Origin of the sequence: Streptomyces sp. NBRC 110028, assembly GCF_001417735.1 — a bacterium.
GTDB lineage: Bacteria > Actinomycetota > Actinomycetes > Streptomycetales > Streptomycetaceae > Streptomyces.
This window is the reverse complement of the sequence record NZ_BBUZ01000070.1, coordinates 1-14,784: the sequence shown is the minus strand read 5'-3', so window position 1 is coordinate 14,784 and position 14,784 is coordinate 1. Positions and strand designations below refer to the sequence as shown.

The window sequence follows — 14,784 nt, the reverse complement described above, 5'->3', positions numbered from 1 at the left end:
GGTCCTTGGCGACGAGAGTGGCAGTCATCAGGCGCCCGATCCTAACCGCCGCCGTGCGGCGCGGGCTCGGCGTTTTCCCCGCCCCGGCCCACACGAGTGGCTGACCGCGGGGGCGGTGGGCCGCACCGGTCGTGGTTGGCGACGGCCCGGAGACCGCCCCCGTCGGGAGCCCGGCATGGTCGGCACGGCACCCCCTCAGGAGGGGGAGGAAAGGTACCGCCTCTCGCCGGAGCCCCGGGCCGGGACGCGCGGGGCGTCGGCGGGGGTCCGGCGAGAAGACGTCGTCGCACCGGGTGCGGTGTCGACGACGCCCCGGGTGGCGGTGCCGGGACGGGCCGGGTCAGCGGGTGTCGCTCGCGCCGACCCGGCCGTCGGCGGTCGGGACGGCCTCGGCCTCTGCCGTACCGGCGGCTCCGTCGATGTTCTCGGCGGGGGCGGCCGGGCCGATGCGGATCTCGAAGTCGCCGTCGTACTTCTCGTGTCCGGCGATGACGGCCATCTCGACCGCTTCCTCGCCCTTCTCGCCGCGCACGATCAGCGGGTCGCGGCGCAGGTCCTTCAGCAGGGCCCAGCACAGCCCGACCATGACCAGGGTGAACGGTGCGGCCACCAGGATCGTCAGGTTCTGCAGGCCGGTGAGCGCGTCGTCACCGCCGCCGCCGACGAGCAGCATCACGGCCGCGACGGCGCCCGTGACCACGCCCCAGAAGATGACGACGAAACGGCTCGGCTCGAAGGAGCCCTTCTGCGAGAGGGTGCCCATGACGATCGAGGCGGCGTCCGCGCCGGAGACGAAGAAGATGCCGACGAGGATCATCACGATGACGCTCATGATGCTCGCCACCGGGTACTGCTCGAGCACGCCGAACAGCTGGCCCTCCGGGGTGGTTTCCTTGCCCAGCTCGCCCGCGGCCTGGAGCTTCATCGACGAACCGCCGAAGATCGCGAACCAGATCAGGCTGACGGTGCTCGGCACCAGGATGACGCCGCCGACGAACTGCCGGATGGTGCGGCCGCGGCTGATCCGCGCGATGAACATGCCGACGAACGGCGTCCAGGAGATCCACCAGGCCCAGTAGAAGACCGTCCAGTCGCTCAGCCAGCTCGCGACGGTCTGGCCGCCGGTCGCCTCGGTGCGGCCCACCAGCTGCGGCAGATCACCGATGTAGCTGCCGATGGAGGTGGGCAGCAGGTCGAGGATGATGATCGTGGGACCGGCGACGAAGACGAACACGGCGAGGAACAGCGCCAGCACCATGTTGATGTTGGACAGCCACTGGATGCCCTTGGCGACGCCCGAGACGGCGGAGGCGATGAACGCGACCGTGAGGACCGCGATCACGGCGACCAGCAGCCCGGTCCCGACGTTGCTCTTCCAGCCCAGCACCTCGACACCGCTGCCGATCTGGAGCGCGCCGAGTCCGAGGGACGCGGCCGAGCCGAAGAGAGTGGCGAAGATCGCGAGGATGTCGATGACGCGGCCGCCCGCGCCGTTGGCGTGCCTGCTGCCGATCAGCGGGGTGAAGACGGCGCTGATGGTCTGGCGGCGGCCGCGGCGGAAGGTGCTGTACGCGATGGCGAGGCCCACGACCGCGTAGATCGCCCACGGGTGGAGCGTCCAGTGGAACAGCGTCGTAGACATGGCGACCTGCATCTTCTCGGCCGCGGTGCCCGGGTCGGTCCCGGGCGGCGGGGTGACGAAGTGCGCCAGCGGCTCACTCACCCCGTAGAACATCAGGCCGATGCCCATGCCCGCGCTGAACATCATCGCGACCCATGAGACGGTCTTGAACTCGGGCTCCTCGCCTTCCTTCCCGAGCGTGATCTTGCCGTAGCGGCTCATCGCCAGCCACAGCGCGAAGATCACAAAGCCGGTGGCGGCGAGGATGAACGCCCAGCCACCGTTGTGGATCAGTCCGGACAGCATGCTGTCCGAGACGCTCTCGAGAGTGTCGGTGAACAGCGCTCCCCAGATCACGAACGCGAGGGTGAGTCCGGCGGATACGCCGAACACCACGCGGTCGGTCTGGGGAGCCGGAGTCGGGTCGGGACTACCGGGAAGGTCCGCCGTGACCGGAGGGTCGCTTCTTACGTCCCCCGTGCCGTTCTGTGTCTCCGTCACGCATGAACCTTTCACTGGGTTTAGTAGGTCGACGATGCGGCTACCCAGTAGTCGGATACGTATGTCAGGACGACTCCCGTGGTTTCAGCACGTGTTCACGGGCCGCCCTGCGGTGAGGTGGTAGTCCGCGCGGCCGTCGAGCAGCAGCGGGACGAGGGCCCGCAGCGGCTGCCGCAGCGGTACGAGGACGTCGTGCCCGGCGCCCGGGAGGGTCCGCGTCCGTATGCCGTGCAGGGCCAGTTCGTCCCGCACGTCGTCGTACCGCGCGGCGTCCAGCCGGTAGCCGCACGGCGGGTCCTGGAGGATGTCGCCCTTCTGGGCCGGGTCGTTGTCGGCGCCGCCGAGGTACACCGGCCCCCGGTCCGCGTACCCGGAGAGCCGCGCCGCGGTCGTGGCGGCCTCGATCCGCGGGCGCCGCTCCTCCACGAAGCCGAACGCGCCCTTCAGCGCAGCGAGTTGCGAGTCCACCCGCCGCTTGTTGTTGACGGCGGCATCGGCCTTCTCGGCGTCGGTGAGCGGGTCGACACGGGTCTCGACGAGCAGCCCGACGCTGTTCTTGACCCCGGCGGTGTTGCGCAGGATGCGCTCCTGACCGTCGCCCGCGACCTGTTTGACCGGCTCGCCCGTTTCGGGGTCGGTCCAGATGCCGTAGACGCCGGTGGAGAAGCCCGCGGCCTCGGCGTGCGGGCGCACGTAGGTGTCCGAGAGGGTGCGCGCCTCGCGGTGCACGGGGGCGGCGGTGTTGAGGTTGCGCGGCCACAGGGCCAGCAGGTCCTTCCTGTAGTACGGGACGGTGGCCCCGTACTCGTGCAGGTCGTAGACGGTGTCCGGCCGCCAGTCGCGGATGACGCGCGCCATGGCGCGGGACTCGGCGGTGGTGAGCGCGAGGTGGTCGCGGTTGATGTCCGTGCCCTGGGAGTTGCCGCGGGTGTCGGCGGCCCGGCCGTCGGGGTTGGCGGTGGGCACGACGAGGACGTTCGTCCGCGACAGGAAGCGGCGGGTGCCCGGGTCCTTGGCGTAGGCGAGGTCGCGGACGGTGGTCAGGCAGGCCTCGCGGCCCGACGGCTCGTCGCCGTGCTGGGAGCAGATGAGCAGCAGGGAGTTGCCGCGGGCGGCCCGGGCGGCGTCGGCGGGCGCCGCGGGGGCGCCGATCCGCACCAGGTTGAGGGGGCGGCCCTGCGCGGTGGTGCCGATGGTGTCGACGGCGACGCGCCCGCTGGCCCGGTCGACGGCCGCGAGGAAGTCCGCCTCCTGGCCCTGCGTCGTCCAGCGGGCACCCCGGCTGGTCTCGAATCCGGTGCGCGGCGGCGCTCCCGGCTCGGCCCGCGCGGGGGCGGTCAGGAGCGATCCGGTGAGCAGCGCGCCGAGCGCGCCGCAGGTGACGGCGGTGCGGATGAGGGGCGCGGGTGAGAACACGTGCGGGCCTCCTGTGGTGAGGGGACGGGTGAGGCGCCCCGGGCGCGGGCGCCTCACCGGGGACGTACGTGGCAGGTCAGCGGAGCGGCAGAGGTGCGTCGAGGTGCGGGGTGCGGATGCCGCGTCGCAGGGGCTCGCGGGCGGGGGCGGGCGCGGCGCCGTCGGCCCGCAGGGCGCCGACGAGCGGGAGGCGGGCCGAGGTGCGGCTGAGGTCGAGGGTCAACCGGGGGGTGGTGGTGGGCGGTTCGAGGAGCCCGGCGTCGGTACCGGCGATGATCAGGCCCAGCCGGTGGCCCGCCGGGATCACATGGTCGGTGGCGGCCAGGTCGAGGGTGAGGGTGTACGGCTTGCCGGGGGTCAGCGGGCGGCCCTCGCGGGCGTCGGCCCAGTGGCCGAGGTCGGCCCAGCCGCGGCTGAGGACCGTGGAGTCGACGGTCTTGGTGTCGGCCGCGGTCACCTTGAAGCAGGCGCTGTCGCCCGCCGTGCTGCTGCCCCAGCAGGTGCGGTCGTCGAGGGTGACGATGCCTTCGCCCGCCCCGCCGTAGTCGCGGATGGTGTCGGGTCCGAGGTCGACCAGGACGGCGGAGAGGTGGGCGCTGGTGGTGGAGGGGGTGGCGGTGACCGTCACGGTGCCGGAGCCGGACAGCCGCAGGTCTTTGGCGAGCGGCGGCGTGGTGAAGCCCGCCTTGGCGGGGGTCGGCCGGTCGATGTCGGCGGCCCAGTCGGTCTCGCTCAGCCGGGGGTCGTCGGTGAAGGCCGCGACCGAGCCGGGCCGGGCCCGCTCGGTGCCGAGGACGCCCACCCCGGGGGCCCGGCCGGGGGCCGGGCGCAGGGTGGTCCACCGGGTGCCGGACGGGGGCCAGACGCGGTCGGTGGACCACTGGTCGGGGGCGCGTTCGACATCGGCCATGGGTTCGCGCTCGATGCCGTTGTCGATGCCGAGGAGCTGGTGGTCGAACCAGCGGTGCAGGGTCCTGACCCACTCCCCGCGCCGGAAGTCGAACGGGTCGACGTGCCCGGTCTGCGACAGCCAGATCTTGCGCTCCACGCCCGCCTCGGCGAGCGCGTTCCACCACTGTCCGAGGTGCTTGGTGCGGACGTTGAGGTCCTGCGTCCCGTGGACGGCGAAGACGCTGGCGCGCACCTTGCGGGCGTCGGGCACGTAGTCGCGGGCGCTCCACAGGCCGGTCCAGTCGCCGGTGCGCGGGGCGCCGTCGACGAGACGTTTCCGTACGGCGGCGCAGCGCCCGTGGGCGGCGTCGCTCTCGACGGCGTCGGCCAGCCCGTCGGGGCCCGAGCCGAAGAGCGCGGCGCCCTTGGCGAAGTAGTAGTCGTACCAGGAGGAGATGGCGCCGATGGGCACGATCGTCTTCAGGCCCTTGACGCCGGTGGCGGCGACGCCGCCCGCGATGGTGCCGTCGTAGCTCTTGCCGATCATGCCGGTGCGGCCGTTGCTCCAGGACGCCGTGACGGGCGTGCCGCCGGTCGCGGCGCTGTATCCGGTGGCGCGGCCGTTCAGCCAGTCGACGACGGCCTTGGCGGACTGGATGTCGGAGCGGCCGCCGATGTCGACGCAGCCGTCGGAACGGTTGGTTCCGGCGAGGTCGACGAGGACGGTGGCATAGCCGCGCGGGACGAAGTAGTTGTCGTAGAAGAGCGGGAACAGGACCGGTTTGCCGTCCGCGTCGTAGGTCTTGGTCTGGCTCTCGTTGCCCCGGCCGCAGCAGGAGTAGTACGGACTGGCATCCATGATCACGGGGATCTTGCGGCCCTGCCCGGCGGGTTCGCGGGGCCGGACGATGTCGACGGCGACCCGGTCGGTCCTGCCGTCCGCGTCGCCGTCGAGCCTGGTGTCCACCCAGACGGATTCGCGTAGGGCGTCGTCGTACGAATAAACGGGTCTGCTCTCCCGCACCGGGGCCGCGTGGGCCGGTGAGGTGCCGAGGGGAGACAGCGGTAAGAGGGTGGCGACCACCAGTGCGGTGACCGCCGGGACGAGGTGCCTGACCCGGTGGATGCGGGGCTTCCGCCTACGTAGCAGCACGGCCGGACGGTAGCGCGAGTGAACTCCCGGGCAGAAGAGGGCGGACGGTCCCCCGGGGCGCGTGTGGCGACTGGATGTCGATTACATGTCAAATGACGGATGGACGTGAAGTACGCAAAGGGAGTACATAGGGTCGCGAGTGATCGTTTCTCCCTTACGGATCGTTCTCCCCTACGAGTTGGAGGACTTGTGCGTCACCACAGACTCATCGTCCCGGCCACGGCCGCGGCCTGCCTGCTGCTGGCGATCCCGGCTTCGGCGGCCGGACCGGCGCGCCCGGCATCGGGGACTCCTACTACCCCTCGTACGGCAACGGCGGCTACGACGTCTCCCACTACGACCTGCGGCTGAAGTACCAGCCGAAGACGGACGGCCTGGAGGGCACGGCGACGATCGTCGCCACCGCGAAGCAGGATCTGTCCCGCTTCAACCTCGACTTCGCGCTCGATGTGCGCGAGGTGCTGGTGGGCGGGAAGAAGGCGGCGTTCACCAGGACCGGCGACCATGAGCTGGAGATCACCCCCACCGCGGCGCTGGACTCCGGCCGTTCCTTCACCGTCGTGGTGCGCTACAGCGGCACCCCGTCGAAGGCGGAGGTGGGCGGCATCACCGGCTGGCAGCGGACGCCGGACGGCGGGATCGCGGCCAATGAGCCGGAGTCGGCGTGGTGGTGGTTCCCGAGCAACGACCATCCGCTGGACAAGGCCACGTACGACGTCTCGGTCGCGGTGCCGGACGGTACGCAGGCCATCAGCAACGGCGTGCTGACATCGAGCACGTCGCAGTTGGGCTGGACCCGCTACAACTGGCGCTCCAGCAAGCCCCAGGCCACCTATCTGGCCACGCTGGCGGTCGGCAAGTTCGACATCACGACGGACACCACCGCGAACGGGCTGCCCGTCGTCAACGCCTACAGCAAGGACCTCGGCGACACCGCGGGCGCGGCGCGGGCCAGCGTCGAGCGGACGGCCGAGGTCGTCGACTGGGAGTCCACGGTCTTCGGCCCGTACCCCTTCGAGGCGCTGGGCGGCTATGTGCCGAACGTGTCCGCCGGATTCGCCATAGAGACCCAGACCAGACCCTTCTACAGCCCGAAGAAGTTCGCCAACGGCTCGAACGTGTCGGTGGTGGTGCACGAGCTGGCGCACCAGTGGTTCGGCGACAGCGTCTCGCTGAAGGACTGGCGCGACATCTGGATCAACGAGGGCTTCGCGCGCTACGCGCAGTGGCTGTGGTCGGAGAAGGAGGGCGAGGGCACGGCGCAGGAGCTGGCGGACTACATGTACGCCTCCTACCCGGCCGACGACCCGTTCTGGAAGGTCGAGCCGGGCGACCCGGGGGCGGCGAACCAGTTCCACGAGGCGGTGTACGACCGGGGCGCGCTGACGCTGCAGGCGCTGCGCGACCGCGTCGGCGACAAGGCCTTCTTCGCGATCCTGAAGGGGTGGCCGACGGAGCACCGGTACGGCAACGCCTCGGTGAAGGACTTCGTGGCCTATGCCGAGAAGGTGTCCGGCAAGCCGCTGGCCGCGTTCTTCGACACCTGGCTGTTCACCCCCTCCAAGCCGGCGGCGCGGGCGAAGGGGGCGCAGCTGAGCGCGGCGAAGGCGCCGGTGCGGCCGAAGTCCTGGCAGAAGATCCAGGCGGCGCGCTCCGAGAAGTGACGCTCCGAGAAGTCAGGCGACGCCCCCGTCCGGTGCCCGCGCACCGGACGGGGGCGTTCGCGGTCAGTCCGCCGTGAGCGGGCGGAGCGTGAGGGTGTAGTCGTAACGCCTGTCGGCCTTGACCCGGTACTGGTCGCGCACCGGCTTGGGGGTGTCGCCGACGGCGTGGAGGGTGTGTCGTGGGCGGTGACCGCCTGGACGGTGAGGCAGCTCGTAGCCGCCGGGGTTCGCGGGCGGGGCGGGCAGCTGGACCTCTTCGCTCGCGTCCGGCCCGACGTCCAGGGCCCGGGTGCCGCTCGCGACGGTCTTCGCGCCCTCGGTCACCTTCCAGCGCAGGCGCGGATCGGAGGTGCCGGTGAAGACGCGCGTCAACGGCGCGGACGGTTCTCTGTGCGATCGGATGAGCCGGGAAGGTTTCACAGTGATGATGAGACAGCAATACTGATGAACCCGATCGGGCAGCACACGGGAGAGCGAGGCGCGCCCATGACCACCCCCGACAACGAGGGGCCGACCAGCGAGGGGCCGACCCTCACCGTCGACGAGCTGGCGGCCCGGGCCGGGGTGACCGTCCGCACGATCCGCTTCTACGGCACCCGCGGCCTGCTTCCGCCGCCCGCTATCGGCCCGCGCCGGGTGGGCCACTACGGGCCCGGGCACCTGTCGCGGCTCGCCCTCATCGAGGAGTTGCAGCACCACGGCATGACCCTGTCCGCCATCGAGCGCTATCTGCGGCAGCTCCCGGCGGACCTGAGCGCGGACGACCTCGCCATCCACCGCGCCCTGGTCGCCTCGTGGGCCCCCGAGGCGCCCGAGGAGGCGACCCGCGAGCAACTGACCCGGCGGGCCGGGCGCGAGCTGTCGGACGAGGACGTCGACCGGCTGGCCGCCCTCCACGCGCTGGACCGCACGGACCGGCCGGATGTGTTCCGCGTCGACCCCGGAGTGCTGCACCTGGGGCTGCGGCTGCTGGACGTTCCGATCGACCTGGAGACGATACTGGCGGCCCATACGGTCGTCCTGGAGCACAGCCGCTCCGTGGCCCGCGAGCTGGGACGGCTCTTCCGCGACGAGGTGTGGGGCCCGGAGCGGGAGCCGGAGTCCGGCGGCGGGGCGGAGCGGGTGGCGGCGAAGAAGTCGCTGTCGGCGGACATGCAGCCGCTGGTGGTGCAGGCGCTGGTGATCGCCTTTCAGCGGTCGATGAAGCAGGAGCTGCGGGCCTGGTACGGGACGGACGACGCCGGCTGAGCGCGCCCTCCCCGTGGCGCCCTCAGGCCCCCACGAGCGCGGCGGCCAGCTCGGCGGGGCGGGCGGCGAACGGCGAATGGCTGCCCGGCAGCGTCCGCACGGTGAAGGGGTGGTCCGGCATCGCCGCGTCGGCCTCCGCGATCATCAGGTCCTGCACCGCGGGCGCCAAGGCCCGGTCCTCGGCGCACCGGATGAAGGTGCGGGGGATACCGCCCCACCGCTCCCGGGTGAGGCCGACCGGGGTCGTCGGGATGGCCAGCGGCAGATCAGGGCTGAGGGCGTGGCGCCAGCGGGCGAAGGACCCGGCGGGGATGTCCTGGTAGTAGGTCAGCCGCAGCTCCTCCAGGTACTCCGGATCCGCGGACAGCGGATTGACCCGGCACGCGCCGATGGACTTCATGTCGCCCACCAGCAGCCCTCTGTCCCGGGCGATCGCCATCTGCTCCGGAGCGTCCATGTAGTCGCTGAAGCGAGGTCGTCCCGCGAGCACCACGGACGACAGATAGACCAGCTCGTCGACGAGTTCGGGAGCGCGCTCCGCGGCCAGGGACGCGGAGACACCGCCGGCGCTGTGCGAGACGAGGACCACCCTGCGGTGCCCGCGCACCGCGCGCAGCGCCGAGACGACGGCCCCGGCGCACTCCTCCAGGGTCAGCCCGGCCAGCGCCGACTTCTCGGTCGTGAAGCCCGGCTGGCCGGGGTCGTGATAGCCCGAGGGCAGCGGCGCGTCGAAGCCGTGCCCCGGCAGATCGACGGCGAGGCTCACCGCGCCGAGCCCGGCCAGGGCGCGCTGGGTGGCCGCCCACTGCCAGGAGGAGTGCCAGGCGCCGTGGACCAGGACGTAGAGGGTTCCGGATTGATCATTGTTCATGGGGACAGTCCACCCCCTCGGCACGGCGTGATCCACCGCCATATCCCGCCATCGTCGCCCTCGTAGCCGTTGATGTACTGGAGCACCCCGCCCGTCCAGCCGGGGAAGCCGATGCCCAGGATCGAGCCGATGTTGGCGTCGGCGACGGACGTCAGCACGCCCTCCTCCAGCAGCCGCACCGTGTCGAGGGCCTCGCTGAAGAGCATGCGCTCCTTCATGTCCTCGAAGGGGATCCGGGTGCCGGTGGCACCGAAGTGCTCGCGCAGCCCCGGCCACAGCCCCAGGCGCTTGCCGGTGGCGGCGTCGTACTCGTAGAAGCCCGCTCCCCCGCCGCGCCCCGGGCGCCCGAACTCCTCCACCATGCGGTCGATGACGGCGTCCGCCGGGTGCGGCTGCCACTCGCCGCCCGCCTCCAGCGTCGCGCGCCGCGTCTCCTCGCGGATCTTGCGCGGGAGGGTCAGGGTGAGTTCGTCCATCAGGGAGAGCACCTTGGCGGGGTAGCCCGCCTGGGCGGCGGCCTGTTCGACCGACGCCGGGTCGATGCCCTCGCCGACCATCGCCACGCCCTCGTTCATGAAGTGGCCGATGACGCGGGAGGTGAAGAAGCCTCGGGAGTCGCTGACGACGATCGGCGTCTTGCTGATCTGCCGCACCAGGTCGAAGGCGCGGGCCAGCGCCTCCTCCCCGGTGCGCTCGCCCTTGATGATCTCGACCAGCGGCATCTTGTCGACGGGCGAGAAGAAGTGCAGCCCGATGAAGTCACCGGCGCGCTCCACCCCCTCCGCCAGCATCGTGATCGGCAGGGTGGAGGTGTTGGAGCACAGCAGGGCGTCCGGCGCCACGATGGACTCGATCTCCTGGAACACCTTGTGCTTGAGCGCCGGGTCCTCGAAGACCGCCTCGATGACCGCGTCGCAGCCCGCGAGGTCGCGCGGGTCGGCGGTCGGGGTGATGAGCGCCAGCAGCGCGTCGCGCCGGGCCCCGGTCGTACGGCCCTTGGCGACCGCCTTGGCCAGCAGCCCCTCCGCGTACGCCTTGCCCTTGGCCGCCGCCTCCTCGGAGACGTCCTTCAGCACGACCTCGATGCCCGCCTTGGCGCACGCGTACGCGATGCCCGCGCCCATCATCCCGGCGCCCAGCACCGCGACCTTGCGGACCGTGCGCGGCTCGATCCCCTGCGGCCGGTTGGCACCGGAGTTGACCGCCTGGAGGTCGAAGAAGAACGCCTGGATCATGTTCTTGGCGGTCTGGCCGACGACCAGTTCGGTGAAGTACCGGGCCTCGATGGTCTGCGCCGTCTCGAAGTCGACCTGCGCGCCCTCGACGGCGGCGGCGAGGATGTTGCGCGGCGCCGGGTAGGGGGCGCCGTTCAGCTGCTTGCGGAGATTGGCCGGGAAGGCGGGGAGGTTGACGGCGAACCTCGGGTCCGCCGGGGTCCCGCCGGGGATGCGGTACCCCTTCTCGTCCCAGGGCTGCCGCGACTCGGGGTGGGCGTCGATGAAGGCCCGCGCCCGGGCCGACAGCTCCTCCGGCGTGTCCACGACCTCGTGCACCAGCCCTGCCTCCAGCGCCCGGCGCGGGGCGTACCGGGTGCCCTGGAGCAGCACCTTGAGCAGCGCGTCGGCGACGCCCAGCAGCCGCACCGAGCGGACGACGCCGCCGCTGCCCGGCAGCAGGCCGAGCGTGACCTCGGGAAAACCGATCCGGGAGGCGGGGGTGTCGAGCGCGATCCGGTGATGGCAGGCGAGCGCGATCTCGAAACCACCGCCGAGCGCCGCGCCGTTGATGGCGGCGACGACGGGCTTGCCGAGGGTTTCGATTCGGCGCAGCCCGCGCTTGATGCGCAGGTTCGTCTCAAACGCCCGCTGGGCCTGGTCGGGCCCCAGCGTGATCATGTCCTTGAGGTCGCCGCCCGCGAAGAACGTCTTCTTGGCGGAGGTGACGATGACGCCGCGGATCGACTCGTGCTCCGCCTCCAGCCGGTCGGCGATCGCGTCGAGGGAGGCGATGAAGGCGGCGTTCATCGTGTTGGCGGACTGACCGGGGTCGTCGAGGACGAGGGTGACGACGCCGTCGTCGTCCTGCTCCCAGCGGATGGTCGAGGCGGTGGCGGGGTTGCTCATCTCACGGTCTCCAGGGGTGTGGCGGGAAGGGGCGGCGTCAGGGGGTGTCCTGTCGATCAGGCCGGATCAGGGAGCGGGGTCCGGGGCGGGCGATCGCAAGGCGGAGGAGGAGAGCGCGGCGGCGCCGCGTGCGACGACGACGCGGCGAGCGTGCGTGCCAGGGCCCGCGAACCCGGCATGATCCGGAAGACACCCCCTACGGCGGGCCGGGCCTACAGCCGCTCGACCACCGTCGCGATACCCATGCCGCCGCCCACGCACAGCGTCGCCAGCCCGTACCGCTCGCCGCGCCGCTCCAGCTCGTCCACCAGCGTGCCGAGGATCATCGCCCCGGTGGCTCCCAGCGGGTGGCCCATGGCGATCGCGCCGCCGTTGACGTTGATCTTGTCCAGGCCGAGCCCCATGTCGTCGGCGAAGCGCAGCACGACCGCGGCGAACGCCTCGTTGATCTCGACCAGGTCGATGTCGTCGATGGTCAGCCCGGCCTTGGCCAGCGCCTTGCGGGAGGCGGGGGCCGGGCCGGTGAGCATGATGGTCGGGTCGGCGCCGGAGACGGCGGCGGAGACGATGCGGGCGCGGGGGTTAAGCCCGTAGCGCTCGCCGGTCTCGCGGTTGCCGATGGCGACGAGGGCCGCGCCGTCCACGATGCCGGAGGAGTTGCCCGCGTGGTGGACGTGGTCGATGGCCTCCACCCAGTGGTACTTCTGCAGCGCCACCGCGTCGAAGCCGCCCGCCTCGCCGATCGCGGCGAACGACGGCTTGAGCCCGGCCAGGGTCTCGGCGGTGGTGCCGGGGCGGATGTGCTCGTCGCGGTCGAGGACGGTCAGCCCGGCGCGGTCGCGGACCGGGACCACGGAGCGGTCGAAGCGCCCCTCCTTCCAGGCCAGGGCCGCCCGCTCCTGCGACAGCGCGGCGAAGGTGTCCACGTCGTGGCGGGTGAAGCCGCCGAGGGTGGCGATGAGGTCGGCGCCGATGCCCTGGGGGACGAAGCCGGTCTCGTAGTTGGTCATCGGGTCCGCGAACCAGGCGCCGCCGTCGGAGCCCATCTTCACGCGCGACATCGACTCGACACCGCCCGCCAGCACCAGGTCTTCCCAGCCCGAACGGACCTTCGCCGCCGCCAGGTTGACGGCCTCCAGACCTGAGGCGCAGAAGCGGTTCTCCTGGACGCCCGCGACGGTGTCCGGAAGCCCGGCCGCGATGGCCGCGACCTTGGCGATGTCGGAGCCCTGGTCGCCGAGCGGGCTGACGACGCCGAGCACCACGTCGTCGATCGCGGCCGGGTCCAGCTCGGGGAAGCGCCGCCGGATCTCGTGGATGAGGCCCACGACGAGGTCGACGGGCTTGGTGCCGTGCAGGGCGCCATCGGCCTTGCCGCGTCCGCGCGGGGTGCGGATGGCGTCGTACACGTACGCTTCGGTGCTCACGTCTGCTGCCTTTCGGGGTGGGCGGATCAGGAGGCCGCGTCGGTGGGCGGCGTCTGCAGCACCTCGGGGACGCCCCAGTCGCGGGCCACCTCGGCGGCGTGCGCGCCGGGCCGGGCGGGGCCGCCGCGCACCCGGCCGGGGGTCGCGGAGAAGCGCGGGGCGGGCGCGGGCTGGGTGATGCCCGCCTCGTCGACGAAGGTGCCGCGGGCGGCGAGCTGCGGGTGACGGGGGGCCTCGCGCAGGGACAGGACGGGCGCGACACAGGCGTCCGACCCGGCGAACACCTCCGTCCACTCCTCGCGGGTGCGCTCCTTGAAGCGGTCGGCGATGACGGTGCGCAGCCGGTCCCAGCTGTCGATGTCGCCGCGGGCGGGCGCCTGGCCGGCGATGCCCAGCAGGTCGGTGAACTCGGCGTAGAAGGCGGGTTCCAGCGCGCCGACCGCCATGTGGCCGCCGTCGGCGGTCTCGTAGGTGCCGTAGAAGGGGCTGCCGCCGTCGAGGAGGTTGCTGCCGCGCCGGTCCCGCCAGCCGCCGGCCGCCATCATGCCGTGCAGGACGGCGGTCAGATGCGCGGTGCCGTCCACGATCGCCGCGTCGACCACCTGCCCGGTGCCGCCGGAGCGGGCGTGCTGGAGGGCGGCGAGGACGCCGATGACGAGGTAGAGCGAGCCGCCCGCGTAGTCGCCGAGCAGGTTCGCGGGCGCCACCGGCGGGCCGTCGGCCTCCCCGGTCATGCCGAGGGCGCCGGTGATGGCGATGTAGCCGATGTCGTGCCCGGCCGTCGCGGCGAGCGGGCCGTCCTGCCCCCAGCCGGTCATCCGGCCGTAGACGAGCCGGGGGTTGCGGTCCAGGCAGGTGTCGGGGCCGAGGCCCAGCCGCTCGGCGACGCCGGGGCGGTAGCCCTCGATGAGGATGTCGGCCCGCTCCACGAGGCCGAGCGCGGCGTCCCGGCCGCGCTCGGACTTCAGGTCGAGCAGGACGGAGCGCTTGTTGCGGTTGGCGAGGTCGTACGCCGGGTCGATCTTCAGGCCCCCGGGGCGGCCGGGCCGGTCGACCCGTACGACATCGGCGCCCAGGTCGCCGAGCACCATGGCCGCGAACGGCCCGGGGCCGATCCCGGCCAGCTCCACCACCCGCACCCCGGCCAGTGGCCCGTGCCCCGTCGCTCCGCCCACGTCTGCTGCCGCCGCCATCCGGGTCCGTCCTCAGCCTCTGTGACACCACCGCTGTAACACCGCCGATGCTAAGAACGCACCCCTCATTCCACAAGCCCCCACCCGGGGCACGGGGTTCAGCCCGGCGTGTCCGCGGCGAGCGGGCGCTCCCGCAGCAGTTGGTCGCCGGTGAGCCCCGGGTCCACCAGACGGCCCAGCCGGCGCGGCACATCGGCTCCCACCAGCACGATCACCACCAGGGTCAGACCGGACGTCAGCACCGCCAGGGCCTGCCCGAGCGGCATGCCCTCCGCCAGGCGCGCGCCCAGCACCGGGGCCACCGCGCCGCCGAGCGCGCCGGTGTTGTAGACGAAGCCGAGCGACGCGGCGCGGTTCTCCGTGGGGAAGTGGCCCGCGATGTACTTCGGCAGGATGCCGGAGATCCCCTGGCTCAGGGCGAGCAGACAGAACAGCAGCACCCCCAGACCCACCAGTGTGTCCCGCACGGCGAACACCGGGAAGACGAAGCACAGCGAGGCGAGCAGCGTGTACGCGTACGCCCGCCGGGTGCCGAGCCGGTCACCGGCGAACCCGGCGAGCCAGCATCCGGCCATCGTGCCGAAGCCCGCGGAGAACATGGCGTCGGTGACCTCGGAGGGCGCGTACCCCAGCTCCGTCTTGAGGTACGTGGGCAGCAGCGCCTGGATGGGCCAGC

10 protein-coding genes and 1 pseudogene are annotated in these 14,784 nt (G+C 72.2%); 2 read left to right on the top strand and 9 right to left on the bottom strand.

The genetic code is table 11. The annotated features are described in order from the left end of the window. Nucleotides 1-340 precede the first annotated feature (340 nt). The 3 genes from ASC60_RS37880 to ASC60_RS37870 all read right to left on the bottom strand — a co-directional run bounded on the left by ASC60_RS37880 (nucleotide 341) and on the right by ASC60_RS37870 (nucleotide 5,582). Nucleotides 341-2,017 (bottom strand): BCCT family transporter, encoded by a 1,677-nt coding sequence (locus ASC60_RS37880; RefSeq protein WP_234357322.1) that lies wholly within the window; start codon nucleotides 2,015-2,017, stop codon nucleotides 341-343. A gap of 189 nt (nucleotides 2,018-2,206) precedes the next feature. Further along, nucleotides 2,207-3,538, bottom strand: a complete 1,332-nt coding sequence (locus tag ASC60_RS37875) for a M14 family metallocarboxypeptidase (protein WP_079038907.1) — start codon at nucleotides 3,536-3,538, stop codon at nucleotides 2,207-2,209. Nucleotides 3,539-3,614: 76 nt separating this feature from the next. Then, nucleotides 3,615-5,582, bottom strand: coding sequence for a Xaa-Pro dipeptidyl-peptidase (locus tag ASC60_RS37870; protein WP_079038906.1), 1,968 nt, complete (start codon nucleotides 5,580-5,582; stop codon nucleotides 3,615-3,617). Between the two features lie 189 nt (nucleotides 5,583-5,771). On the opposite strand from ASC60_RS37870, the pseudogene ASC60_RS37865 reads away from it, so the two are divergent. Further along, nucleotides 5,772-7,246 (top strand): annotated as a pseudogene (locus ASC60_RS37865) (M1 family metallopeptidase). A 63-nt stretch (nucleotides 7,247-7,309) separates the two neighbouring features. Here ASC60_RS37865 and ASC60_RS43625 read toward each other — a convergent pair. Next, on the bottom strand, nucleotides 7,310-7,618 hold the full coding sequence (locus ASC60_RS43625; RefSeq protein WP_055558271.1) for a hypothetical protein: 309 nt from the start codon (nucleotides 7,616-7,618) through the stop codon (nucleotides 7,310-7,312). Between the two features lie 114 nt (nucleotides 7,619-7,732). Here ASC60_RS43625 and ASC60_RS37855 point away from each other — a divergent pair, with 114 nt between their 5' ends. Next, the gene (locus ASC60_RS37855) at nucleotides 7,733-8,494 is read left to right on the top strand and encodes a MerR family transcriptional regulator (protein ID WP_055558273.1); all 762 of its coding nucleotides are present in this window, start codon (nucleotides 7,733-7,735) and stop codon (nucleotides 8,492-8,494) included. A gap of 22 nt (nucleotides 8,495-8,516) precedes the next feature. Here ASC60_RS37855 and ASC60_RS37850 read toward each other — a convergent pair whose 3' ends face one another. The 5 genes from ASC60_RS37850 to ASC60_RS37830 all read right to left on the bottom strand — a co-directional run. Then, nucleotides 8,517-9,365, bottom strand: a complete 849-nt coding sequence (locus ASC60_RS37850; protein WP_055558270.1) for an alpha/beta fold hydrolase — start codon at nucleotides 9,363-9,365, stop codon at nucleotides 8,517-8,519. Further along, nucleotides 9,362-11,488: a 3-hydroxyacyl-CoA dehydrogenase NAD-binding domain-containing protein gene (locus ASC60_RS37845; protein ID WP_055558269.1), complete on the bottom strand. Its 2,127-nt coding sequence runs from the start codon at nucleotides 11,486-11,488 to the stop codon at nucleotides 9,362-9,364. Before ASC60_RS37845 ends, ASC60_RS37850 begins: the two co-directional genes overlap by 4 nt. Nucleotides 11,489-11,700: 212 nt before the next feature. Beyond that, complete coding sequence (locus tag ASC60_RS37840; RefSeq protein ID WP_055558268.1) at nucleotides 11,701-12,915, bottom strand: acetyl-CoA C-acetyltransferase; 1,215 nt, start codon at nucleotides 12,913-12,915, stop codon at nucleotides 11,701-11,703. A 26-nt stretch (nucleotides 12,916-12,941) separates the two neighbouring features. After that, nucleotides 12,942-14,108 (bottom strand): CaiB/BaiF CoA-transferase family protein, encoded by a 1,167-nt coding sequence (locus tag ASC60_RS37835; protein WP_055558267.1) that lies wholly within the window; start codon nucleotides 14,106-14,108, stop codon nucleotides 12,942-12,944. 98 nt (nucleotides 14,109-14,206) lie between these two features. Next, on the bottom strand, nucleotides 14,207-14,784 hold a 578-nt coding region (locus tag ASC60_RS37830; RefSeq protein ID WP_159043409.1), incomplete at its 5' end, for an MFS transporter.

What these genes read in the sequence shown, in the direction of transcription:
- ASC60_RS37845 (WP_055558269.1), bottom strand. Translation starts at nt 11,488, where the DNA reads ATGAGCAACCCCGCCACCGCCTCGACCATCCGCTGGGAGCAGGACGAC.
- ASC60_RS37835 (WP_055558267.1), bottom strand. Translation starts at nt 14,108, where the DNA reads ATGGCGGCGGCAGCAGACGTGGGCGGAGCGACGGGGCACGGGCCACTG.
- ASC60_RS37850 (WP_055558270.1), bottom strand. Translation starts at nt 9,365, where the DNA reads ATGAACAATGATCAATCCGGAACCCTCTACGTCCTGGTCCACGGCGCC.
- ASC60_RS37855 (WP_055558273.1), top strand. Translation starts at nt 7,733, where the DNA reads ATGACCACCCCCGACAACGAGGGGCCGACCAGCGAGGGGCCGACCCTC.